This window comes from Agrobacterium tumefaciens, from assembly GCA_025560025.1.
Lineage (GTDB): Bacteria > Pseudomonadota > Alphaproteobacteria > Rhizobiales > Rhizobiaceae > Agrobacterium.
This window is the reverse complement of sequence record CP048487.1, coordinates 207,935-231,207: the sequence shown is the minus strand read 5'-3', so window position 1 is coordinate 231,207 and position 23,273 is coordinate 207,935. Positions and strand designations below refer to the sequence as shown.

At 57.5% G+C, this 23,273-nt stretch carries 13 protein-coding genes, 4 pseudogenes and 1 other annotated feature; of the genes and pseudogenes, 11 read left to right on the top strand and 6 right to left on the bottom strand.

Annotated elements, in window-relative coordinates:
• Positions 1–51: 51 nt before the first annotated feature.
• The 5 genes from FY152_24755 to FY152_24735 all read left to right on the top strand — a co-directional run bounded on the left by FY152_24755 (position 52) and on the right by FY152_24735 (position 6,507).
• The gene (locus tag FY152_24755; GenBank protein ID UXS35359.1) at positions 52–480 is read left to right on the top strand and encodes a hypothetical protein; all 429 of its coding nucleotides are present in this window, start codon (positions 52–54) and stop codon (positions 478–480) included.
• Positions 481–507: 27 nt separating this feature from the next.
• A complete protein-coding gene (locus FY152_24750) occupies positions 508–1,587 on the top strand; it encodes a hypothetical protein (GenBank protein ID UXS35358.1) in 1,080 nt (359 codons plus the stop codon).
• Between the two features lie 468 nt (positions 1,588–2,055).
• A complete protein-coding gene (locus FY152_24745; GenBank protein ID UXS35357.1) occupies positions 2,056–3,390 on the top strand; it encodes a metallophosphoesterase in 1,335 nt (444 codons plus the stop codon).
• 1 nt (position 3,391) lies between these two features.
• Positions 3,392–5,455 (top strand): hypothetical protein, encoded by a 2,064-nt coding sequence (locus FY152_24740; protein UXS35356.1) that lies wholly within the window; start codon positions 3,392–3,394, stop codon positions 5,453–5,455.
• On the top strand, positions 5,455–6,507 hold the full coding sequence (locus FY152_24735) for a hypothetical protein (GenBank protein UXS35355.1): 1,053 nt from the start codon (positions 5,455–5,457) through the stop codon (positions 6,505–6,507). The genes FY152_24740 and FY152_24735 overlap by 1 nt, the downstream gene beginning before the upstream one ends.
• A gap of 740 nt (positions 6,508–7,247) precedes the next feature.
• Here the strand turns inward: FY152_24735 and FY152_24730 are convergent.
• The 3 genes and pseudogenes from FY152_24730 to FY152_24720 form a co-directional block, all read right to left on the bottom strand.
• Positions 7,248–8,289, bottom strand: a pseudogene (locus FY152_24730) (IS110 family transposase).
• A 271-nt stretch (positions 8,290–8,560) separates the two neighbouring features.
• Positions 8,561–9,726: pseudogene (locus tag FY152_24725) on the bottom strand (IS110 family transposase).
• A 158-nt stretch (positions 9,727–9,884) separates the two neighbouring features.
• Positions 9,885–10,832 carry a helix-turn-helix domain-containing protein gene (locus FY152_24720; protein UXS35354.1) on the bottom strand — a complete coding sequence of 316 codons (948 nt, stop codon included), beginning with the start codon at positions 10,830–10,832 and terminating at the stop codon, positions 9,885–9,887.
• 235 nt (positions 10,833–11,067) lie between these two features.
• Between FY152_24720 and FY152_24715 the strand changes: the two genes are divergently transcribed.
• Genes FY152_24715 through FY152_24690 form a run of 6 tightly spaced genes read left to right on the top strand, consistent with a single transcriptional unit; the run spans position 11,068 to position 18,777 of the window.
• A complete protein-coding gene (locus tag FY152_24715; GenBank protein ID UXS35353.1) occupies positions 11,068–12,354 on the top strand; it encodes an amino acid ABC transporter substrate-binding protein in 1,287 nt (428 codons plus the stop codon).
• A 16-nt stretch (positions 12,355–12,370) separates the two neighbouring features.
• Positions 12,371–13,120: an ABC transporter ATP-binding protein gene (locus tag FY152_24710; GenBank protein UXS35352.1), complete on the top strand. Its 750-nt coding sequence runs from the start codon at positions 12,371–12,373 to the stop codon at positions 13,118–13,120.
• Entirely contained in the window at positions 13,117–13,866 is a 750-nt protein-coding gene (locus FY152_24705; protein ID UXS35351.1) for an ATP-binding cassette domain-containing protein, read from the top strand. Before FY152_24710 ends, FY152_24705 begins: the two co-directional genes overlap by 4 nt.
• The gene (locus tag FY152_24700; GenBank protein UXS35350.1) at positions 13,866–14,747 is read left to right on the top strand and encodes a branched-chain amino acid ABC transporter permease; all 882 of its coding nucleotides are present in this window, start codon (positions 13,866–13,868) and stop codon (positions 14,745–14,747) included. Before FY152_24705 ends, FY152_24700 begins: the two co-directional genes overlap by 1 nt.
• A gap of 3 nt (positions 14,748–14,750) precedes the next feature.
• Complete coding sequence (locus FY152_24695) at positions 14,751–16,406, top strand: branched-chain amino acid ABC transporter permease (GenBank protein ID UXS35349.1); 1,656 nt, start codon at positions 14,751–14,753, stop codon at positions 16,404–16,406.
• A gap of 52 nt (positions 16,407–16,458) precedes the next feature.
• Positions 16,459–18,777: a LamG domain-containing protein gene (locus FY152_24690; GenBank protein UXS35348.1), complete on the top strand. Its 2,319-nt coding sequence runs from the start codon at positions 16,459–16,461 to the stop codon at positions 18,775–18,777.
• A gap of 97 nt (positions 18,778–18,874) precedes the next feature.
• Here the strand turns inward: FY152_24690 and FY152_24685 are convergent, their stop codons facing one another.
• The 3 genes and pseudogenes from FY152_24685 to FY152_24675 form a co-directional block, all read right to left on the bottom strand.
• On the bottom strand, positions 18,875–19,498 hold the full coding sequence (locus FY152_24685) for a plasmid pRiA4b ORF-3 family protein (GenBank protein ID UXS35507.1): 624 nt from the start codon (positions 19,496–19,498) through the stop codon (positions 18,875–18,877).
• Between the two features lie 427 nt (positions 19,499–19,925).
• Positions 19,926–22,505, bottom strand: a pseudogene (locus FY152_24680) (LuxR family transcriptional regulator).
• A pseudogene (locus tag FY152_24675) lies at positions 22,504–23,252 on the bottom strand (IS3 family transposase). The pseudogenes FY152_24680 and FY152_24675 overlap by 2 nt, the downstream one beginning before the upstream one ends.
• Positions 22,909–23,025, bottom strand: a sequence feature (AL1L pseudoknot). Its footprint overlaps the pseudogene before it by 117 nt.
• Positions 23,253–23,273: the final 21 nt, after the last annotated feature.

Sequence of the window (23,273 nt, the reverse complement as noted above, 5' to 3'; positions counted from 1 at the left end):
GCCCTTAGCGTACGATTTTGCACTGCTCTTGTTCCGACCCCAGATAGCTTCATGCAAAACGATAGCATTGGATTTCCCAAAAGCCTACCGGAGTACGCATTGCAGGGCAAGCTGCAGGATCCGCTTGTAGCTGTGCTCGGAGGCATCATTCTCGTCTCCAATGTCGCAGAGCGTCGTGACGAACGCTGGGATACCTGGCTGGGAAATCTTGCCAACTGGTTTCCGAATTTGCCCGACGCGGCGGCCATCTACGGCTATCGATGCCTTCAGAAGGGGCAAGGCGACGCCGCAGGCCATTGGCTGAGGCGTTCGATCGATCAGGGACTTCCGTACTTTACCGCGACATTCCGCCTTTTGACCTTGAGTCTCTCGCAGTTAGGAGATCGCGAAGCGCTCGATTTGATATCTCCCGCCGCCACCGCCGTGGATGTAACCCAGCCTTTCACAGTGATTCACGTGCCCTGGGCTGACCAATTCTGAAACAAGCGAACACAGAGGGGCCTCGAAATGCTAAAACTGACGATGTATCCCGCGACCGATGGTGACTGCCTTCTGCTGACTTGGGGAGACCAGCGGGCACAATGGAATGCCGTCATCGATCTCGGACGGGGTCCTACATGGAAGGCGGTACGACAGGTTTTCAGCGGCCTCGACAACATCGAGCTGCTGACGATCAGTCACGTCGATTCCGATCACATCGCGGGTGCGGTGAAAATGGTACGCGAGGCGAAACCACCGTTCCAGCCCCGCCGCGTCTGGTTCAATGCCCATCAACAACTGGAAAGGGCGATGAACCGCGGCAAATTCGAGCCCTTTAGCCCGGTCGAGGGAGAAAAGCTTTCCAAAGGAATCTCCGATTTCAAATGGCCACGTAACGCCGAGTTTGAAAGTCGGGTGGTCTCGACTGACAGCCCCGAGGCCTCTGGTTGGATGGAACTGGGTGGAGGATTGAAGTTACTGCTTCTGTCGCCTGACGATGAAGGCTTGGCAAAGATGTATCCAGTGTGGGAGGCGGCCCTCGAGGAGGCGGGCCTGCGACCATCTGATCCCGACAGTGATGCCGACGAAGGCGACGGGGCGTTCGAGGTTTTCGGGGCCACCCCCGATGTAGACGCACTGGCGGCTGTTCCTTTCCAGCCCGACGACAAGGAGGCGAATCTCACCTCCATCGCCTTTGTCGTCGAATTTCACGGCAAGCGCGTGATGTTGACGGCAGATGCGAATTCCGAGGTCATCGAACGCCGATTACGACCCTTCGCAGAGGCCGAAGGCGGCCGGTTTAAAGTAGATCTGCTCAAAGTGTCTCACCACGGCTCGAGAAAGAATACATCTCCCAACTTCTTTAAGATGATTGACTGCCGGAGCTTTGCCTTCTCGACGGACGGATCGAGAAGCCACGGGCACCCGCACCCCGAAACTGTCGCCCGCATTCTGGTCAACGATCCATATCGTCAAAAGTCACTGTATTTCAATTATCTCGGACCCCATGCCAAAGTGCGGAAGAACGGACTGCTCGAGGCGAAATGGAAGTATCGGGCGGTTTTTCCTGATGCCGTGGAAGCAGGAATGCTCGAAATAGAACTTTGAAAACAGGCGGGCTTCCATGCGAGCTAGTGCTCTGCTTAAGCTTGACAAAACCGATGTCCTTGGCGTGGGTGCGCCCACGGGTAGGCTGTCCTGCAATGACGTGCGGCTACGGTAGTCAACAGTATCGCCCGGCTGGATGCCAAGAATCGAATGCGCAAGGTTCGATCGTCTGCCTCCAGCTCCCGGCTCCCACAGCGTCAAGACTACGATTCCTCCGTCGTGAGGCTCCTTTCGGAACTTCATGGCGTTGCAGATTGCAGCAAAGGCCTGTTTGCGGATGGCCTCATCTGGCATCAGCTAAAGCCTGACGATGCGGCAGTGAGGACAACGTCGGGAGAGCGACCGGCTAAGGCAGGCTGCAGCGCGTTTGAAAACATTCCAGCGTGCTACTTATCTCGTTGAAATCTCCGGCGACGTCTCGCAAACTTCAACGGGCCGTTGTAATCGTTGAGATTACGAGAGGGGCGCTTGATGCGGCGAATTCGAATCCTTCAAATTGGTGACATCCACTATCCAGATTGGCGGTTGCACCCAAGTAATCTTGACGCGAAAGATAGCCAGTTCGCACCCGCGATAACGGACGGTCTTCGTCGTTCATCGTTTCCGGCGATTCTTCGAAAGATCGGCCAATTGGCGACAGCGCCAAGCTGTCATGGCGTCGTCTTTGTCGGCGATTTCACGACGGCCGGGCGATCAGAATACCTGGAAGGGGTATTTCGCCATTTTACGTTGCTGTGCCGGCGCAACGGGGAGAAATCCGGGACACCACTTCTGTTTGTACCGGGAAATCATGACGTCAACAGAGCAGACGCCCGGGACCTGGGCCGCCTGGAGAAATTTCGCGCCATGACCCAACTCGCCGCAAAATATAACTGGGAGAAGGTGCCCTCCGAACAGCCGGTCCAAGTCAAACTGATTGGAAAGGGCTGCACCCTTAGTTTGACACTTATGAACACCTCGGTTGGGAGTTGGGAACTGCACAACCTGCCAGAGTTTTTACGTGACAAACTTCAGGCGGCCGACACGCATACCGCGGCAGTTGACCTTGGCAGTTTCCCGGGAGCGGAAGTCGACCCTAAGGGAGCTCACGAGGCGGCCCCTGCCAAACTCGTGGAGCAGTACTACGGTCAGCTCGACACGCCATATGTAATGCCGCAAATGCTAGACGCCGTGCAAAGAACATTGGATGAGGTAAATGCTACGTTCGGTATAATTGTCGGACACCACAATCTGCTTCCGCAAAAAATACCGCGCATTTCGCCTTATGGGGAAATGCTGAACGCGGGCTTTGTCAGAAGCCAGATGCTCAGCCTCAATCGACCGATCGTATATCTCCACGGCCACATTCACCAGGACCCTGTGGAAGTCTTAAGCGATCCTCGACTTCCAGACAGCAAACTTATCCTCATCTCGGCCCCGGAGATCAAGGATGGCTTCAATGAGATCGTATTCTATATAAGTGAACAAGACGACCTTGTTGGTATACGTCTGATACCCCATCGTGCCAGATCTGAGGATGGTACCCTAGTGGAGGCTGCGCATTGTTTCATTTCAACGCTATCGCCCTCGCGAGCAATTATCGATAGCAGGACTTTCGATTTATTTCGTCGGCTTACAAAGCATAAGGAAGAGCGGAGCGGAGACTTGATGTTCTGGAACGAAGTCCAGCATTTGGCTGGCACTGACTTCGAGGGCGAGGCGCTGGAAGACGCCCTCATCATGTTACACGCGTCGCATTTGATTGAAATCGATGACCTAAACAAGCCGAACAAAAGTTGGCGTATTCAGCTGAAGGGCAAATAAAATGCAAAATCCATTCGGCCCTAATCGCATCGAATACGAGAGTCGCCCTGTCTTGTGGTTCAGTCAAAAATCGCGCGAGATATCTATCGCGAAAAAGCCTGTATTTGTCTCAGGCACGCGGGGCAGCGGCAAGACAAGTATTCTCAGATCGTTGTCCACGATCCATATCCTGGAAGATCCCAATCTTGCCAAGCAAGTCGGCGTCTTGCCTTGGTATGGCGTATTCTTCCAACTCAACGAGACCTTTTCCCCTCTGATCGACAACGCCGCACTGACGCTGATTCCCGGCCCTATCAGACTCGATCCCGAGGCGGTTAAAAATCGGCAGTTCGTTATTTTCTCGCACTATCTCGAGTTGAAGGTAATCGAGCGGCTTCTGGAAACGGTGTCCGCGCTCAGAGAAGAAGGTAGCCTTGCCTACACCGGTACAGACGATCGCGACGCCGCGTTGGAAATACATCGGGAGGCGTTACACTTCCTGGAGATTGCAGGGCGTCAGGATTTCTTTGGGCTTGGCGATCTCAGGCAATTGGTTTCCCGCTACATAGATAACTGCTTCAACGCTTTTTTCGTCGGGAGCGACAAAGCACGCGAAATGTTTTTCGCCACTGACCCAGGATCGTTGATCAACAAGGTCGTGAAGACGATTTCTCCGTTGATATCCGGACCGGCGTTCGCAAGCGACCAGCCTCTGCAGTTCAAGATCATGATTGATGACTGCGAGGCATTGACCCCACAACAGCAACAGTTTCTCAACACGATCGTCCGCAAGACAAGGGGTGAGGTCAAATGGGTACTCGCCTTCATCGGCGGGATATACGACACGATCAGAACGGTAATTCCGGGGCAGTCGCTATCAAGCGCTGATCGGGACGTCGAGAACTTGGACTCCGCCACGGACAGCGAGTTCGCCGCTCTATGTCAGAATGTAGCATCGCTCCGGCTCTTTTATGCGCTCCCGGAGCCTCTAAAGGACGAACTCCGACGTAAAGATCCCTTGACGGCGTTTTCCCTTAAAAACCGCCTTGGGAAGATGTCCGTCAATCAAATTATCGAGCGGGTGATCGAATCGGGCACCTCAGAAGGCAGGCAACGGTTGATCAGGATAGCCGAGGAAGCGCGGCATTTCTTTGAATTGCATGCAACTAAAGCCGAGAGGGAGCAATTTCCGCTCAACTCCAAGGCCAGACCATATGTTGAGGGACTAGCTCTCGCTCAGCTATCTGAAGATGTTCGGACAAAGCCGGAACGTGGCGTCGATACGGTGTTGCTGAAACGCGTAATTGCAAGAAAGCAGGGATGGGCGTTTCTAGAGGCATGTAGGATACTCCGCCTCCATGAATACCCGTATGTCGGCCACCAGATGATTATCCAGCTCAGCGATCTCTGCATTCGCGACTTTCTAGACATCATGGGCGCGATCTATTCGGAGGAGGTCTCCGGGGCATCACCTAAGCGTCTCTTGGACTTTATCAATTCGGACCATCCGGTGAATATAGAGAAACAACGAAGTGCGGTGACTGCTGCGTCCGAGAAGAAGCTGCAAGGACTTGAGTCGCTTTCCCAGCCCTTCGAAGAGGAGAGCGTGAGGATGGTTCGCGCTCTAGGCCGACTGACTTCTCGCCTTCAAACCGATGTCATAGAGCGACAGGCCGCGACTACGACCGAGCGCGGCCTCTTTCGTATCAACCGGGCGGAGATGCGTGCACTGGCTACCGGTCTCGACCCGATGGGAACGAAAATCGATGAAATCCTAAGGCGAGCGGAGAAGGACGGCTTTATTCGAGAGGTGTCCGAGAAAGGGAAGCTCGAGGCCGCCGAGCACAACCCCGAAGCAAACGAGATCACCGTCCGCCTTCACCGACGGTTCGCACCACACTTCCAGTTTTCCTATCGCGGTCCTTATGTGGTGAACGTCTTGCCTGCTGGGAGGGTCGTCGAGCTGTTGCTCAATCGAAGCCAAACCGCGGAAGAGTGGGCAGACAGCGTTCTAGATGAGCTTTTCCCGCCCGCGGATGACCTAGGTTTGCGTCAAGGTTCGCTGTTTGAGGTAAGAGACCGATGATGACCGATGAGTATAGCGTTTGCGGCAATGTGGCGGTCGGTCATAAACTGCTGAAGGATGGCGATGACCTCGAAAAAGTAGCAGCGGACATTGCCATATTTACGCTCGGATGGGAGTCGCGTTTCTCGGCGCTGGAATCCCATGTTGCGCTAGGTGCCAAGCAAATTCTGCTTCTGGATTTTGAGCTTGCGAGTACAGGCGATGATGCTATTGAAGCCAACCGCACAAAGCTTGTCGATCTCGCGAGGAAATGGGACGTCGCGATTACCGAGTTAAAGCTGGCTCCGTCGACGGAGTTCCTGAAAAACATCAACACGCTTGGCCACACCCTCACCGAACTCGCTAGGCAAATCGGATCCTACCATGGAAGTTTGAGACGGGTATTCGTGGAGTGTTCCACAATGCCGCGTGTGTATATCCAGTGGTTAGTTGCATTCGGATTTGGAAGCATCGGCGCATTTCCCGCAGTGGATTTCGGATATGCCGAGGGTTCCTATCCACCTCCGTCCGGATCGGAAGAGTTTTCCAGTGCCGTTGACCGATACGAAACAGTTCCATTGCTCAATGGTAGCGGCGGCATGGGAGAGGAGAAATTTCTCATTGTGGGGATCGGTGGCGACGCCGACATGTTTTATGGTCTGGTGGACGAATTTAGCCCCGAGAGAATAGCGGTCCTTGTCCCCCAGAGCAGCCGTCACGCACACCTCGATTCCCTTCTTAACCAGCAGGTTGCAAAAATTACGGAAATGTACCGACTGGGCGACGAGGAAGTTCGCAGAATCGGGTCCTTCTCAATCGATGCATACCTCAAAGCCTTCGAGGAGCACGCAATGAAAGTCGGCGAGCGGGCTGTTATTAGCGTATTCGCGGGTGGACCCAAAGTTCAGGCTATAGCTGCGGCCCTTTTTGCTTGCGCTGATCGAAGGGTTCAGGTCAAAGCTCGGATTCCTAAGGGTTACGCGCGAAGAGACGTGCAGCAAAATGGCAGCTACCACCTGTTTCGCTTGGTAGATTTAACCTCGCCAGCTTGTAGTCTGCTCGATACGTGGTAGCCGTCCTGATCTAATCGCGAGTTGTTAATTGCTGGAGTTGGGAATTGGCCATACTCTTCATGGCGATTGAGCACGCTGAGATCCGTTTTATCGTCTGTGGTGAACCCACAAGAGTAGTGTAGCGCCGATTTCCTTTTTACCGTCGCCGTTCAGCGGCAGCAGTGGCGCTCTAACTCATGGGCAACCTAGGCGTCACTAGCGGCTCCCTATGTATCGCACCAGACGCGGAATGGGCCGGAAGTTCCATATTGGAGGGTTATGTCGTAGTCAACGCTCAGCTTAAATCAAGCTATTGGGTTTTCAATTGCTTAGCGAACCAAGGCGCGGGTCGGTGGTTCGAATCCTTTCACATCAGGATTTTTGTCAATTGTTCATTCGAGTGGCATCGAATTTCTCCTTCGTAGGCGGATCCACGGTCTGAGCCCATAGCAATTACCGGCCCGGTTCTCGGGCCTATACAACCTCATATGTGGAACGGCCCGCGGTGCAAGAGGCTTCCAGTTGATTTCACCCACGAGGACGGTGCGTTCATATGTACGGCCTGTGAGGGCGGTGCATGACCGCTGGCCTCGATGAGATCCGCGAAACGAGGAGCTGAATCACATCCACGCACTTTGGAGTGCACTGAGGTTGGCGGCTTCGCTCGTTCCGGAATTTCGTCCCATGGCTTCATCGTTTGCTGTTGCACCTTGCATCTGTCGGCCGACGCCGGTCAGATCAGTTGTAAGTCCTGATACTCTTCAGATTGTCGCTAAATTTGGGGATGGTTCCGGAGGATCGTAAAATCCGCCCTTATTCAAGAGGGCCCAGATGATGCGAGCCATTTTGTTGGCCAACGCGACAGCGGCCACCTTGAATGGACGTCTGGCAAGCAGTGCTTTTAACCAAGGTCGTGTCTTTTTCATTGTTCCGGGCAATCCGCAGAACGGCTGTCGCTCCGAGGACCAGGAGAACACGGAGTTCGGGATTCCCCATTTTCGAGATTCTACCCAATCGCTCTTTGCCTCCGCTGGAATGAGGCCTGGGGGTCAGTCCCACCCAAGCGGCGAAGTGCCGCCCGGACTTAAACCCGCCGGGATCCGGAACCAAGGCTTTGATCGTCGCTGCGGTTATGGCACCAACCCCGGGGATCGTTGTCAGTCGACGCATGCTCTCATCGCGCTTCGATTCCGTAACGATTGTATGCTCGAGCACGCCGATCTGAATGGCCAAGGCGTCGATCTGATCGACAATAGCTGTGAGGGCGAATCGTGCCGCTGTGGGTAGTCGGGTATCTTCAGCTTCCCGAACGATGGTCATCAGTGCCGCTACGTTGGCAAGGCCACCGGCCGCGATGATGCCCAGTTCGGCCAGATGTGCTCGTAGGGCATTAACCGATTGCGTTCTCTGCTGCACCAGAAGAGCACGGGTCTTCAGGACCATCGCATCCGCTTGCTGCTCGGCGGTCTTGATGGGGACGAAGCGCATGGTCTTGCGGATCACCGCTTCGCTGATGGCTTCCGCATCGGCCGCGTCCGTCTTGCCGCGCTTGACGAAAGGTTTGACGTAAGCCGGCGGAATGAGACGCACATCATGGCCGAATTGAGCAATCTCCCGCGCCCAATAGTGCGCGCCACCACATGCCTCCATGCCAACCAGGCACGGTGGCAGTCTTTCGAAGAAGCGCAGCACCTCGGTGCGCCGCAGTTTCCGATTGAACAGGGCCGAACCTTCATTGTCGGCGCCGTGAACTTGGAAGACGTGTTTGGCTAAATCCAGCCCGATTGTGCTAACTTGCTTCATGGAACGGTCCCTCCTTTGTGGCGTTCGAGCAACGACCACGTTTTAGCACTAGATGCTGTCGGAGCGGGCCGTTCCACCTCATCACATCCGGTCGCCGCTCTCACGCGGCTGCACCATTATCCCGCATTCGACGGGCACGGGCTCAGGAGAACGGGACCAAACTCAAGGTCGGCATTGAAAGCCAAAAGGATTCCCGGTCCGTTCACCTGGATCCGTCAGGACTGATCAGGCCCTGAGGATTCGAATTTTCGTATCACAGGCATTTCCGACTTCAGGCGGTTTTCATGATCGCACCTTCGATCACGACGCCGGAGCTCACATACTTCCACAGAGCGACAAGGAGCTTGCGCGCAAGCGCCACGATCATCGGCGTCTTTAGACGGCCGGCGTTCCGAGCGATGCGCTCTTTGAACCATAGTGTCAGCGTCGATTTCGGTTGATGCCGCAACCATAGCCAAGCGAGCTCTACCATAGTGCTCGTAAACGCGGATTTCCCGCTTTCGAGACCCCTTGTTCACGATTGACGTTGCCGCTTTGCCAAGGGGAGGGCGCAAGGCCCGCATAGGATGCGATTTGCCGCCGATTGTCGAAGTGTCGGAACAAGCCTTCCGTGTAAAGTATCGTAGCGAACTCTGGGCCTATTCCTTTAATGCCTAAAAGCGCGGCCGCCTCTTTCGGCGTTTCCGGCGTCTCCTGAACAATCAAGGCATCTCGCTCGGCTTCAACAGCCTTGATTTGTGTGAGCAACAATTCGAGGCGATCGAGTTCTCTGCAGATTTCCCCTTTCAAATGCTTTGAGAGTGGCCGACCATCGCCAGTCCGAAGTTCTTCCAGGCGTTGGCGGCGATCTCGATTGACAGGTTGGTAATCCCGAATTCCTTGCGTGAACAGCAGCCCCTTTATGCGGTTGACGTGGAAGACACGTTCCGCAATCAGAGTTTTCCGCTCCCGTCCAATCCGTCGATTGTCGTCTTCCTCGGGTGAGAGAAGTTTGACCATTGAGCACGCGCGAGGTTCGCCACGTTTCCATGCCATCAATGCGCGGATCAGCGTTTCGCCGTCGATACGGTCGGTCTTCGCCCGGCGATGCCGGCGCGGCATGGCAATTGATGCGGCTTCTACAATGTGGCTCTCGATCCAAGCCTCCTTGCTGAGCACTCGTCCCAGCCAGAAGCCATCCAGCCCGGCCTCCTGGATCACCACCAGTGGGTAAACTATGTTCTTTCGCCGAGTGGCTTTCTGACGAAGCGCTGCAAAGCATGCGAACAAGCCGACAATATCCCCTCCAGTAACGGAGTGGCGAGACATCTTCTCGCTGCCAGGGGACAGAGTTGTCACCAGCCAGGTCGATTTACTCAATTCCAACGAGACGAATATTGCGCCAAGATCGACGGGAGTAGTGATCTGCGATTGAGTTTGATCTGCTGTTATCGGCATGATTGGCCTCCAGAGAGTTTTCAAGCGACCTCACTCTGCCATGGTGCAGGCCGCTACTCACCCCTGATGGGATCTCAAGGCAACCTAATTGGATAGTCATGTCGTATGAAATCGAGATCCGATTGAAGCAAATGCTGTCCGTATTGGCCAAGTGCCTGCTATTCAAAGTTCCGGGGACTCACACCGAAGCGTTCCCTGAACCGAGATGAGAAATGCGCCTGGCTGACAAAGCCACAGCTGTACCCAATCTCGCCAAAGTTTATAGGCTGGTTTGAGGCCTTCGCATTTTGCAGCATCTGGCAGGCCGCCATCAGTCTCGTTTCCATCAGCACTTCGCCGAATTTCGTGCCATGCCGATGGAAGACGCGATGTAGATATCCGGCCGATATTCGATGTGCTCCCGCAACGGTGTTTGGACTGAGGCCCGGATCGCGAAAATGGGCGCGGGTGTAGGACATGAGCCGATCGTACATGACCGAGACCAACGATTGACGATCTCTCATCATCAGATCGTCCTCGGAACGCGTCTCTATCATCAGACAGATGAGATCGGTCAGCGTTTGTTCCAGCTTCATGCTGTCGCCGCCGCCGTCGAACTTCAGCAACTGTGCGCCCATTTGCGCGACTACGGGCACAAGGAACGGGTTGGCAAAGTTTTTGGTGCCGCAGATATCGTCGATCTTGTTCACGCGTGATCGCAAGGCAGCACAGGAGATCTTGAGGGTCACGTTTTCGGATTGGTCAGGCACATCGATCCTGTACGCTTCGGCAGAATTCAGAAGGAAAACGCTTCCAGGCAGCACGACGCCTGCTCGTCCGTTTTGCTCGAACGCCATTCGCTGACGTGTGGGGAAAAGGAACACGAAGTTCTCTGACTTATCACGCTGTGCCGCCGACTTGTGCCGAACCACTTTTTGAGCATCTGCTTTAAATTGCGACAGACCAATCGATGGAAATTGCACTTCATAAAGTTCGCCCCGGACTTTGTCTGCCGACAATGGGACAATATCCAAGTCATAATACACGGACGACATGTATTCCTGCCAGGCGCTGAGCTTATTTGCGCGCTGAAGTTGTTCAGTGTTGTAGTGGTGGACAATTGGCATGATAGGCACCTCGCCTGAAACCATGAACAGTCGCAGTATGTCTCAATTTACACGCAAGGAACATGCCGCTTCCCAAAGTCATCCGACATGAGCCTTGATCGTTCACTCTCGGGACAAAGTGCGGTCTGTCTCAGACAATACGCAGCCGCGTTGCCGCGATAACGTTCCCTCCACTGCAAAAATGCAGCGCGGGCTCCAAGGTGGGTCAGCGGCAAAAAATCGGGGGACTATCATCATGCTGAAGGATATTTCGCGCCGCACCGTCCTGAAAACGCTGTCGGCCGGCGTTGCCGCCTCGACCTTTCCATCACCCTTCGTGCGCCGCAGTTTTGCGTCGGATCCAATCTTGCTGGGCTTGCCCATCTCGCAGACTGCGATGGCCGGTGTCGCCGACCATCAGGATTACTTGAACGGTACGACCCTTGCACTTGAGGAGATCAACGCAGCTGGCGGCGTTCTCGGCCGCGAGATCAAGCCCGTCATTGTTGATTTCGATGTCCTGTCGCCCGAAAGCGGGCGTGTCGCAATCAACAGCCTCGTCGATGCCAAGGTGCATGCCATATCCACGGCGTTCACCTTCACCCCGATCCCGCTGGCCGATGCTTCCGCCAGCTATAAGGCACCATTGCTGTGGGGCCTGACGCAACGCGCCATGACCGATGCGCTGGTCAAGAACCCGGAAAAATACCGCCACATCTTTCAGACGGACCCGTCCGAGGTCCATTACGGGTACACATTCCCGATGTTCCTGCAGACCATGCAGGACAAGGGTGTCTGGAAACCCAAGAACAATGGCGTTCACATTGTCCAGGAGCAGATCGCCTACAATCAGACTATCTCGAAATGCCTGCAGGAGGCGCTGCCGAAGAGTAAGTTCGAGCTCGCGGGCATCACCGATATCCAGTACCCTGTGCAGGACTGGGGACCGGTCATCCAGGACATCAAGAAGATCGGCGCTGGCGCCGTGATGATCGACCACTGGGTCGCCGCCGAATATGCAGCCTTCGTCAAGCAGTATCAGGCCGATCCGCTGGAAGGCACACTCGTCTATCTCCAGTACGGACCTTCCCAGCCTGAATTTCTCGAACTGTCCGGTCCCGCGGCAGAAGGCTTCGTCTGGAGCACTGTGCTCGGCGTATATGCCGACGAGAAGGGCAAGGCGTTCCGAGAGAAGTACCAGAAGCGGTTTCCCGGCATCATGGGTCTTTGCTACACCGGCAATGGTTACGACACGACCTACTACCTCAAGGCGGCCTGGGAAGCGGTCGGCGATCCCTCAAAATTCGAGGCGGTCGCCGACTGGATCCGCACCAATCCCTATCGTGGCGTCTGCGGCTACACGAGCATGGGCAATGCCTTCCAGGAATGCGCCCACTACCCTGACAACGGCTACGATGTCACCGCGACGGATCTCGAAAAGGGTATGGCCCAGCTGTTCTTCCAGGTGCAGGACGGCGAGCACAAGATCATCTATCCCGACGCGCTGCAGGAAACCGAACTGCGTGCCGCGCCATGGTGGTGATCAGGGGGTGGTGAGCATGGCCTTGAACACCCCCAAGGGCACCCTTTTCGCCTGCGAGAACATCACACTCGAACTCGGGGGACGCCAGATCCTCAACGGCGTCTCCCTCCATGTCAATCCCGCTGAAGTTCTCGGGATCATCGGCCCGAACGGCGCCGGAAAGACCAGCCTGTTCGAGGTCCTCTCAGGACGCATGCAGCCAAAATCAGGGCGAGTGATCTTCGATGGCAAGGATGTCACATCCCTGCCGTTGCAGAAGCGCGCAAGGCTAGGGCTGGGACGGACGTTCCAGACGCCCGTCGTTCCAGAGGAACTGACGGTCGCCGAAGTGTTCAAAGCGGCCCGACAGGCCTTCGAGCCGTATCTGACGCCCGACGATGCCGAGTGGGGAGCCGAGCTGGTTGGCTTCCATGAGCCCGGAAACACGATCGCCGAACGCCTCGACACGCTCAACCGGCGTAAACTGCTGATGGCATGCCTGCTGATGCGAAGACCAAAGCTGCTGCTGATGGACGAGCCAGCGGCGGGTCTGATCAATTCCGAGATCGACGAGCTGGACGAGATCATGCGGGTTCTGGCCAAGGAACTGGGCATCGCCATCATCATCGTCGAGCATCGGATTGAGCTTCTGGAAACCATCGCCGACCGCGTGATGGTGATGGATGCAGGCGACGTGATCTCGCAGGGCTCGCTGGCAGAGGTGCTCGCCGATCCCAGGGTTAACGAGGCCTATTTCGAGACTGTCAGAGATGAGGCCGCAGCATGACGTCGACAATCGCAGCGCCACACAGTGCTCATCGTGAAATTCTGAATGTTGGCGGGCTTTCGGCCGGATGGGGGCCGATGCGTGTTATCCACGACCTCGATCTGAAGGTCTATGCAGGAGAACGCGTTGGTCTCGTCGGCCTGAACGGTCATGGCAAATCGACCCTTTTCCAGGCAATCGCCGGACTGACTGGCTGGCAGCGCGGCTCTATTCTTCTGGACGGGCATGAGGTCGGCCGAACCCGAAGCCAGGGGCCGGGACGCTACACGCACCATATCGTGCGGCGTGGGCTGGCGCTGATCCCGCAGGGTGACGAGATTTTCCACGGGCTGACTGTCGAGGAACATCTCGACAGCGGCGCATTCACGCCGCGCGCCTGGTCGGAGCGCAAGACGCGAAAGCAGGGCATCCTCCAGATCTTCCCGCCGCTGGAGAAGCTGATGGCGACGCCGGTCGGGCGGCTGTCGGGTGGCGAGCGGCGCATGGTTTCGATCGGTCGTGGCCTGATGGCGGATGCGATGCTCTTTCTGGTCGACGAGCCGTCGCTGGGCTTGGCCCCGAAGATTGGCAAGTCGGTGATCGAGGCGCTGATGGCAGTCGAACTTGGCGACAGCGCCATGGTGATCGCAGAGCAGAACGTCGCACTGCTGGAGGGCAAGGTCGATCGGATCATCGGCATGCATGCCGGCAAACTCAAAGGCGAGGCATCGATCATGAAGAGTCTCACCCGACATGGAGCGCATTGATGGATCTCGGTTTCATCGTTTCCAACGCTCTGACCCTCGCCTGCATCTACGGCACAATCGCCATCGGCATATCGCTGACCTGGTCGAGCCTCGGCCTCGTCAATATGGCCTACGGTTTCATCTTCGCGCTTTCGGGCTATGGGGCGTGGCTCGCAAGCGTCTATCTTGCGCCGTTCCCGCCTCTGGTCATGGCAGCCGGTATCCTCACAGGCGCAGTCGGCGGCGTGTTCGTCTGCCTGGTTGCGTTCATTCCCGTCCATGACAAACCGAATTTTCCGATCCGCGCCCTGATTGCGACCCTTGCGATCAGTCTTGCCGGCAATCAGGTCCTGCTCTGGATGTTTGGTCCGCGGGCCAAATCGCTGCCACAACTGTTCGGACGCGGGAAGGTCGATCTCTTCGGCGTGGTTCTGACCGCCGACAAGATCGGCGCATCCTTGTCCGCGATTGTTCTTCTGTCCCTGATACTGATGTGGATGCGCTCCAGCCGACGCGGGCTGGAAATCCGCGCCATGATGATGAATCCGCATGCCGCCGCCATCGTCGGCATCGGCGTGCGCCGCACTGCGATTTCGGTCATGGCATTGACGGGGGCGCTCGCCGGCCTCGCCGCCGTGCTGTTGGCGCAAACCTATTACGTGGCACCGTTCAGCGGCATCACCCCGATGGTGAAAGGTCTGAGCATTGCCCTCGTCGGCGGGTTGGGCAGTGTGCCCGGCGCTGTGATTGGCGCAGTTCTGCTCGGGTTCAACGAGGCTCTGACGTCATCGCTGCTCGGCGGGCAATATGTCCTGATCACCCAGTTCCTGCTGATCATCGTCATTCTTCTGTTCAGGCCGCGCGGCATCGCCGGGATCCTCGACAAAGCAAGGGAGGCCTGAGCCATGAACGCGAACAGCACACAGCCACCTGTCTGGATCGATCCGCTTGGCTGTTTCGACCCAGAGAAGGAAACACGTCAGGTCGAAACCAACTCCTGGCAGTCCCACCAGTCGACCTGGAACGAGACGACCTCTTTCAAGCCGGAGATGCACAAGGTCGGTCGCTTCAATTTCTTCTACAAATGGCCGGGCCATGGCGAGCGCCTCTGGCACCGCACCCGTTACTGGCCGACGCGCCGGCGCATGCTCAACATTTCCGGCGGCTACAACGCCAAGACCATGCGCCGCGAGAAAACCATTCTGGACAAGCGGCCGATCTGGTGGTCGATGGCCTTCGTGCTGTTTCTTATGATGCCTTTCCTGGTGCCGGCAGGCTCGTGGAACACGGTCATGACGGCCATGTCCGTGATGGGTATCTACGGCGCGATCAACCTCTGCTGGATGCTGGTCATCGGAACTGCCGGCATCTTTTCGCTCGCCACTTATTCCGTGGTCGGCGCGGCGGCGTACGGCTCGGCCTATGCTGCGATACAACTGGGGCTGCCCTTCTGGACGTTGCCACTGATGGGGACCGCGATCGGCCTTGCCTTCGGTGCCGTCATCGCCTTTCCCGCCATGCGGCTGGATGGCTTCTATTATGCGCTGCTGACCCTTGGTGTCGTCGAACTCTGCCGCGTCTATGTCGTGCAGTCGCGCCAACTAGGTTCGGCGACGGGCGGCCTCTATGGTGCCCCCAGCTACCTGCCTATCGGTCTGGGACAGGAAGGTCAGCTGCTTCTCGGCTACTATGCCTGTCTGGCGCTCCTGCTCGCGGCCTTGTTCGTCTATCGTTTTGTCAACGGCAAGCGGCTCGGCCGGGTGTTGCGGATGGCGCCGGAAAAGAAGGAGGCCTTCGCGCAGGCCGTTGGCGTCGATTATCTGCGCGCCCGCGTCTGGGTGTTCCTGATCTCGTCTGCGGCACTCGGCTTCATCGGCGGATTCTACGCCATCCATTTCGGCGGTGCCTCGCCCAATCTCTTCTCGTTCGACACCTTGCTGCTCTCGCTCGCCATGCTGGTGATTGGTGGCATCGGCCGCTCGGAAGGCGCAGTCGTCGGAACGATCATCGTCGTTTTTATCGACCGGGTGCTGATCGATCTTGGGCCGCTGCGCTTCATGCTGATCGGCGCCATCATGCTGATGGTGGTCCTGTTCCTGCGCGGCGGGCTGTTCGGGATGAAGGACCAGTTCCGTACTTGGCGCGCCAAGAAACGCAGTGAACGCCGCGCGACGCGCGCGGAGAAAGGCGGAGAAATGCTCCCCGAGGAAGCCACCGAAATCCACGATAAGGACCAGATCTATTTCCGCCGGTTCGACAAGATGCAGCGTGATTTTCTGAAGCGCCTGATCTCCGACGCCGTGATCGAGGAACACCGCACGCGTCCGCTCGGCCAGCACTCGGAAGCGCTGGAGCGGCTGCTCAACTATTTCCGCAGGCAGGGGCAGATCGACAAATACGCGATCATGGTGATCGAGGAATTCAAGGCCTACCGTATCGTGGCGCTGGCCGGCCATCGCGGCACGGCTCCGCGCCTCGTCGAGGACCAGACATACGCGACGCCGGACGAGGCCTATCACGCGCTTTTCCTGCGCCGTGTGCAGGACCTGCTCGAAACCTGAACTGACAATCACCGACGTTATGACGCAGACTTTTTGAATGGAGTGCCGGTCCATGGCCGAACAGAAAATCTTTGGTTACGCAGACAGGATCTCGGTACGGCCGGGCGATGAAATCGGCTTTTTCGTGCATGCGGATGGAACGACGAGCGTCGAGGCGCAACTCGTTCGCCTGATCCATGGCGACATCCATCCGGCCGGTCCCGGCTATAAGGAAGAGGAGATCGCAAACCCGCAGAATGGCAGCTGGACCGTACGCAAGCAGTTCACGCAGGTCGGCTCCTTCCTGACGGTCGATGATCCGGAGGGGCGTCTGGCGCCGAAGGGCAGCTTCACACTTGCAGCCTTTATCTACCCCAACAAGCCGGGCGGGGGCGAACGTCAATGCCTGATGGGACGCTGGGACGCCTACAACAACCGTGGCTACGGGCTCTGGATCAATCCGGCCGGTCTCCTGGAATTCGGTTATGGCGACGGCCGCGAGGTCGACTATGTCGATGCCGAGGTGCCGTTGATGAAAAGCCAGTGGTACTTCGTTGCCGCGACCTACGATGCGTCCACCGGCAATGCGACGCTCTATCAGGAGAGTGCCAGCACACGCTACAACAGCCTGGTCGGAAAGGTCGCCGGTATCGATTTCCGCTCCCATGTGCGAGAAACGCTGCGCTTCAAGCCGCTCAATCCGCCCGAAGTTCCGTTTCTTCTGGCTGCGGCGCAAGACTGGCACAGTCTGCGCGGAACCTTCAAGACCCAGTGTTATAATGGCAAGCTGGATCGTCCGGCAGTCTTCGACCGGGTTCTGTCGCGCGAGGAACTGGATGCGTTCCGCACGTCAGGCAAACCGCCATCCAATGGATGTCTCGCCGCCTGGGATACGTCAATCGGTTATACGGACAAGGGTATCGGCGACCGCGTGATCGATACGGGACCTTACGCGCTGCATGCCGAAGGTTATAACCGGCCGGTTCGCGGGCAGACCGGCTTCAACTGGGCGGGCCGCAACGATTGCTATCGGCTTGCGCCCGGCGAATATGGCGGCGTTGAATTCCACGACGATGCGATCATCGATTGCCGCTGGGAAAAGACCGCATCCTTTACCGTGCCGGATGTTCGCTCAGGCGCCTATGCCTTTCGCCTGCGCGTCGGCGACGGCAAGGGCCTGCGCGAGGAATACATCCCCTTCTTCGTGCGCGCCAAGACGCCGAAGGCGCCAATCTGCTTCCTCATTCCGACCAGCAGCTATCTCGCCTATGCCAACGAGCATCTGACCTTCGACGCCGAAATCATGCAGCCGCTGGCCGGCCAGTCGCCGATCATTTCCGAGATCGACATCGAATTGTACCAGACGAAGGAATTCGGCCTGTCGCTTTACGACCATCATTCCGATGGGGCAGGGGTGTGCTACTCGTCCTATCTCAGGCCGATCCTCAACATGCGGCCGAAGGCGCGTATGTCGTCGATGGGTGTCACCTGGCAATTCCCGGCCGACCTTTCCGTTATCGCCTGGCTTGACCACATGGACTACGACTATGAGGTGATCACCGACGAGGACGTCCAGCGCGAGGGCATCGCAGCTTTGAAACCCTATACGGTTGTCCTGACGGGAACCCATCCGGAATATGTTTCCGAAGAGCTGATGGACGCAACGGAAGACTATGCGGCCGCCGGTGGACGTCTGATCTATCTCGGGGGTAACGGCTACTACTGGAACGTTTCCTACCGACAGGACGAACCCTGGTGTGTCGAAGTGCGCAAGCTCAACTCGGGCATGCGCGCCTGGCAAGCAAGGCCGGGCGAATATTATCTAGCCACCTCGGGACAGAAAAGCGGCATCTGGAAAGATCTCGGCCGCCCGCCGCAGAAACTGCTCGGTGTCGGCTTCATCTCCGAAGGCTTCGATTCCGCGCGGCCCTACCGACGCATGCCGGATAGCTGGCACCGCCGCGCCGAATGGATGTTCGAAGGGATAGAAGGTGAAATCCTCGGTGATTTCGGTCTGGCGCATCATGGCGCGGCCGGTCTCGAAATCGACCGGTACGACCTCACGCTTGGAACCCCGCCGCATGCCCTGATTGTCGCCTCTTCCGGTGGGCATAGCGACAACTATCAGACCGTGGTCGAGGAGGTCCTATACCCCTATCCTGGGCTGATGGGGTCCTATGATTACAGAATACGCGCTGACTTGGTCTATTTTACCACGCCGGAGAACGGCGCGGTGTTCTCCACCGGCTCGATCGCCTTCAGTCAGTCACTTCCTTACAATAATTTCGACAACAATATCTCCAAGCTGCTCGGAAATATCCTCACGACCTTCTCCAAAACTGGAAAACTACCGGGATCGAACTGGACGTTGGAGGAAAAGCAGTGGCGCTGAGCGGAAACAGAAACAACGGCTGAGAGCGGCTGCCACGGGATTTGTTAGTCTCAGGTTCGATACCCATCAAGGCGTTCACCCTGCAACCTCAGCTAACTCATTTCTTTGGGACAGATTTCGGCTTCGGCTGATATAGGCGCCGTTTGACGTTCGACCGCAAAGCATTGCGGACGTCCTTGTCCACCACCGACCGGTCGAACCATTCCGGATCAAAGTAGCCACCGCACCAACGAATGGTTTCGGCATATTCCGGATCGTCCCGATCGGCGATGATCTCCCGGAACCGCTCATAACCAGAAACTCCCCCAACATCCTCGGGTGGTCTCGCTCTTTCGCCGGCGAGGCAGGTCCCGTTTTTTGGCGTAGCAGCGAGAGTCAAGAACTCCTCGACTATGACGGTGTGCCGCCAGCCATCCCCAAAATCATAGTGGTAGCCGAAGACAAAACCTTGCTCGAAGTCCATCAAGCGAACCTCCTTTTGATCAAAGACCCGAGGATCGTCGTAGGTCGCATCCTCCGTGAGGATCTCAACGTCCCCGTACCGAAGACCACCTATGCGGAACTCATAGAGATGATAGTTCCACCAGTTGAATGCGGCCTGAATTCCGAGATGCAGATGCTCCAAGTTCCAATGGACCGGCAGAACCAGACGGCGCCAGATGCCCGGCTCGATTGCGTCGATAGTTACTCTGATCTGTACAGCATTTGCAGCTTTGAACATTGGCCGAGTGAACAAGGTTGGCGACCGACCGTCAAGACGGACGCTCGCGCGGCATGCGAGAATATTCCGGGGGCCCACGCCGCCGCCTTTGGCGCGCAGGAAGAGAATACCAATGACATCGATGGCACACTGGCGGCCGTCGAAATGCGGTTCGGAAATCTGCCTGTGTGGGTCGCCGGCTCCAATCCCAATCGTGAAAAATCCCCATCCTAAGGCGGCCCGTTCTTTCCAAAGCGCGATTGACGCAAGTGATACGTATGTCAGCCTTCTGCCTCGAAGTGCTTCTTTTTCAGATGCTTGAGCTATCTGCTCATCGGCCGCCGGTTTCATTTATTTTATGGCGTGGGAGCCTCGGACCTTAGCTCCGGCTTATCCTTTTGGCCAACTCGAAACCAACACAGCTACCGACGCTGGTGAATAAAAGACGTTATTCAGGCTCAGTCAGCTTAAGGTGCTTGCTGACGGAAACGGCCATGCCACGTCGGCTGACGCCGAGCTTGGCATAAATATTTTTCAGGTGGAACTTGACCGTGGCCTCCGAAAGCCCTAGCTCGCGGGCGATTTCCTTATTGCTGCGGCCTTCGGAAAGAAGCTTGAGGACTGTGAGTTCGCGACTGCTCAGCAACCCGGACGCTGGTACTACGCCGTCATGCTTCTGTTGTGCGGAAACTATCATGTGAGGCTTGCGACCGAAGCCATGTCCAACAATGCGGCTCATGAATTCCACGGCGTTGGGGCTAAAGACCTTCAGCCCGAAACGGCGCACGATAGCGCGCAACGTGGTGGCAAAATCATGCCCTTCATCCGTAAAGAGTTGCGTCGCTTCGTGAGCGCGGGCAAGGGCGATGGCTGATTGCAGATAGGCAAGGGACTGATGTTGTCGGCCGGCCTTCCAGGACGCCTGCACCGCCATGACTTCGGCCAACATGCGGTGATAAGCGCGGCCTGCGGTCTTGGCCGAAAAGATCAGGGCTTCGAGTATTTGTAGCGCCTGCGGCGCCTGTCCCTGTGCAAGCGCCAGCCGGGCGGCGGCGACGTCGTAATCATAGACTTCCCGCCAGGTCCAGTTGTCGGGGCCGCCCGCCTGCTTCAGGGTTTCTACCCGTTCCACCGCTTGCGTTGCAGATTCAATCATGCCGGCCCTGACGAGCAGATCGACACGCATGATCGCAGCCGCGGTCTTCAGGCGGGGCAGGTTACGCTCCACTGCCACTTCCTCCGCCTTGTCGATTGCGGCAGCCGCGGCATCGAAGCCGCTCACCTGCAGGCGACTGCGGGCCAGAAGCCAGAACAGCCGCATGAACAGGTCCACCCAGCCTTCCCCCCGGATCAGCGGCTCCACGCATTCGGTCAGGGTCTGCTCGACTTGAAGCACCTCACCCTGCTGATAAAGCACGTCGGCTGTTGCAAGGCGAACGATGGCCAGCAGATTCCTGTCTGTCCAGTGCACCCGTTCCACCAGTTCCTCCGCCTCCCGGCAGAATTGCAGGGCGGCGGAAAATTCACCGGTCAGCGTACTGACGAGGCCGAGATGGATGAGCATGAAGACCTGGGCATAGGGCGTTTTCTCCTCGCGATAATATCCGAGCGCTTTCAGCGCCGCGCGCCGCGCCTCCTCAAGCTCGCCGGTCCGGGTGTAAATAATACAGAGGTGGTTAAAGAGCCACGCCAGTTCCCACGTGGCATGCGGCGGCAGGGCGGCGGCGGCCCGTTCCAGCCGTTGCGCCTCGGTAGCGCTCATGCGGCGGTCTTCATAAACATCGATCAGGCTGTCGATATGGTCGAGGACGCTACGGTCGACGGCGGCAATTGCGGCAGCGGACCATTTGCCGTTTTCTTTCAGAATATCGAGCCGCTCGCGCCCGGCTGCCGCATTGCCGCGCTTGGAGAGCACCACGGCATAACAGACCATGAGGCCAGGCGATGCATGCAGGATTTCCGGCGGAAAATTATCGATGAGGTGCTCCAGCACCTGATGCCCGGCCCGCAGAAAAATATCGACGCCGCCAGCTTTTCCGATGATTTCTTCCGCCATATGGAAATCGCCGCTCTGGGCGGCGTGGGAAACGGCGCGTTCCAGATGAGCGCGGGTTGCAAACCAGATGGCGGCCTGGCGATGCAGCGCCTTCTTTTCCGTTTCCGAAACGAAGGCGGTGTCCCGTTCGAGGCAGGTGCGAAGCACGGGGTGCAGGGAGAGCCAGCCATTCGGCCCGTTTTCTATAATGGGATGCAAGGCCTCCAGCATGACCAGATCGTCTTCCGTCAAGCCGGGCAAACCGAGGTCGGAGGCGAGATCAAGACGAAATTCCGAGAAAGGCGACAATCGGCGCAGGGTGGACAGGAGCGCCGGAGAAAGCCGGTTGATGACGGTTTCGCGCGTGTAGTCCATCAGATCGGCATGGGTCCCGGCGAGCAACAGGCGGCGTTCTTCTTCCGTCGGGCCTCCGGTCACGATGCCGGTGGCGAGTTGCGCCAGCGCGGGCCAGCCACGGGTAATTTCCATCAGGGGATCGACAAGCGCCGACATAGCGCCTCGGGCCAGCAGCCGCCGCAGGTCGGATCGCCCGAATTCGAGTTCCCTCGCCGCCAACTCCGTCAATACTCCGCGAGCCTTCAGCCGGGAAAGCTGCAATTGCGCAGGAGAACAGGACGAGCAGGCGATGCGAAGCGTATCGGGCGCGGAAAGGATGAGTTGTTCCAGAAACCGGTATCGGCTGCCGGTATCGATTTCGTTGACATTGTCGATGAAAAGAATGGTCAGACCCTCACGCCGCGCCACAGCTTCCATGGCGTCCGTCATGGCATTCTGTGTGTCCGCCATAACGGCAAGACCTAGCGACTGACGCAGTTCACCGACGAAACGTTCGGGCGATGCAAGGTCGGATGCGTTGAACCAGGAACAATGGGAAACTGCCGTGTCGCGCATGCCCGGCAAAGTGAGGGTGCCGTCCACAAGACGCTCATAGGCCGCTTTCATCAAGGCGGTCTTGCCGAAGCCGGGCGGGGCGCCGGGCGAAAGCATCGATCACGAAGGCCACGTAGACGAAGCCCTGCCAGGTCGCGACATAGGTGAAATCGGAGAGCCACAGCATGTTCGGTGCGGGAGCACGGAACTGCCGGTTCACGCGGTCGAGCGGGCATGGAGCGGCCTTGTCCGACACGGTGGTTTTGACGGGCTTGCCGCGAATGATGCCTTGAAGACCCATCATTCTCATGAGCCGAGCGACGGTGCAGCGGGCGATGTCGTGACCCTCTCGCTGCAACTGTCGCCAGACCTTCCGCACGCCATAGACCTGGAAGTTCTCGTTGAACACCCGGCGTATCTCGACCTTCATCGCCATGTCGCGACGGGCGCGGGCCGACAGGCGGTCCACGTCCGTGCGCTTGGCAACGACCTCATAGTAGGTGGACGGGGCAATCGGCAGCAGCCTGCAGATCGGCTCGACCCCGAGCACCGTGCGGTGTTCGTCGATGAAGGAAATCATCGCTTCAGTGGGCGGTCGAGCTCCGCCTGGGCAAAATATGCCGAGGCTTTGCGCAAAATCTCGTTCGCCTGACGAAGCTCCCGGTTCTCCCGCTCCAGTGCCTTCATCTTCTCGGCCACGTCGCTCGGCAGGCCAGCCCGCTTGCCGCTGTCGACCTCGGCCTTCTTCACCCATTCATGGAGGGTATGCGCCGAGCAACCGATCTTGGACGCTATCGATGATACCGCTGCCCAGCGGGAGGGATGTTCGGCTTCATGCTCCGTCACCATACGCACGGCACGGGCGCGGAC

Excerpts from the sequence above, each read along its gene's own strand:
- FY152_24735 (UXS35355.1), top strand. The coding sequence starts at position 5,455 with ATGACCGATGAGTATAGCGTTTGCGGCAATGTGGCGGTCGGTCATAAA.
- FY152_24755 (UXS35359.1), top strand. The coding sequence starts at position 52 with ATGCAAAACGATAGCATTGGATTTCCCAAAAGCCTACCGGAGTACGCA.
- FY152_24720 (UXS35354.1), bottom strand. The coding sequence starts at position 10,832 with ATGCCAATTGTCCACCACTACAACACTGAACAACTTCAGCGCGCAAAT.
- FY152_24700 (UXS35350.1), top strand. The coding sequence starts at position 13,866 with ATGGATCTCGGTTTCATCGTTTCCAACGCTCTGACCCTCGCCTGCATC.
- FY152_24710 (UXS35352.1), top strand. The coding sequence starts at position 12,371 with ATGGCCTTGAACACCCCCAAGGGCACCCTTTTCGCCTGCGAGAACATC.
- FY152_24715 (UXS35353.1), top strand. The coding sequence starts at position 11,068 with ATGCTGAAGGATATTTCGCGCCGCACCGTCCTGAAAACGCTGTCGGCC.
- FY152_24750 (UXS35358.1), top strand. The coding sequence starts at position 508 with ATGCTAAAACTGACGATGTATCCCGCGACCGATGGTGACTGCCTTCTG.
- FY152_24740 (UXS35356.1), top strand. The coding sequence starts at position 3,392 with ATGCAAAATCCATTCGGCCCTAATCGCATCGAATACGAGAGTCGCCCT.
- FY152_24690 (UXS35348.1), top strand. The coding sequence starts at position 16,459 with ATGGCCGAACAGAAAATCTTTGGTTACGCAGACAGGATCTCGGTACGG.
- FY152_24705 (UXS35351.1), top strand. The coding sequence starts at position 13,117 with ATGACGTCGACAATCGCAGCGCCACACAGTGCTCATCGTGAAATTCTG.
- FY152_24685 (UXS35507.1), bottom strand. The coding sequence starts at position 19,498 with ATGTTCAAAGCTGCAAATGCTGTACAGATCAGAGTAACTATCGACGCA.
- FY152_24695 (UXS35349.1), top strand. The coding sequence starts at position 14,751 with ATGAACGCGAACAGCACACAGCCACCTGTCTGGATCGATCCGCTTGGC.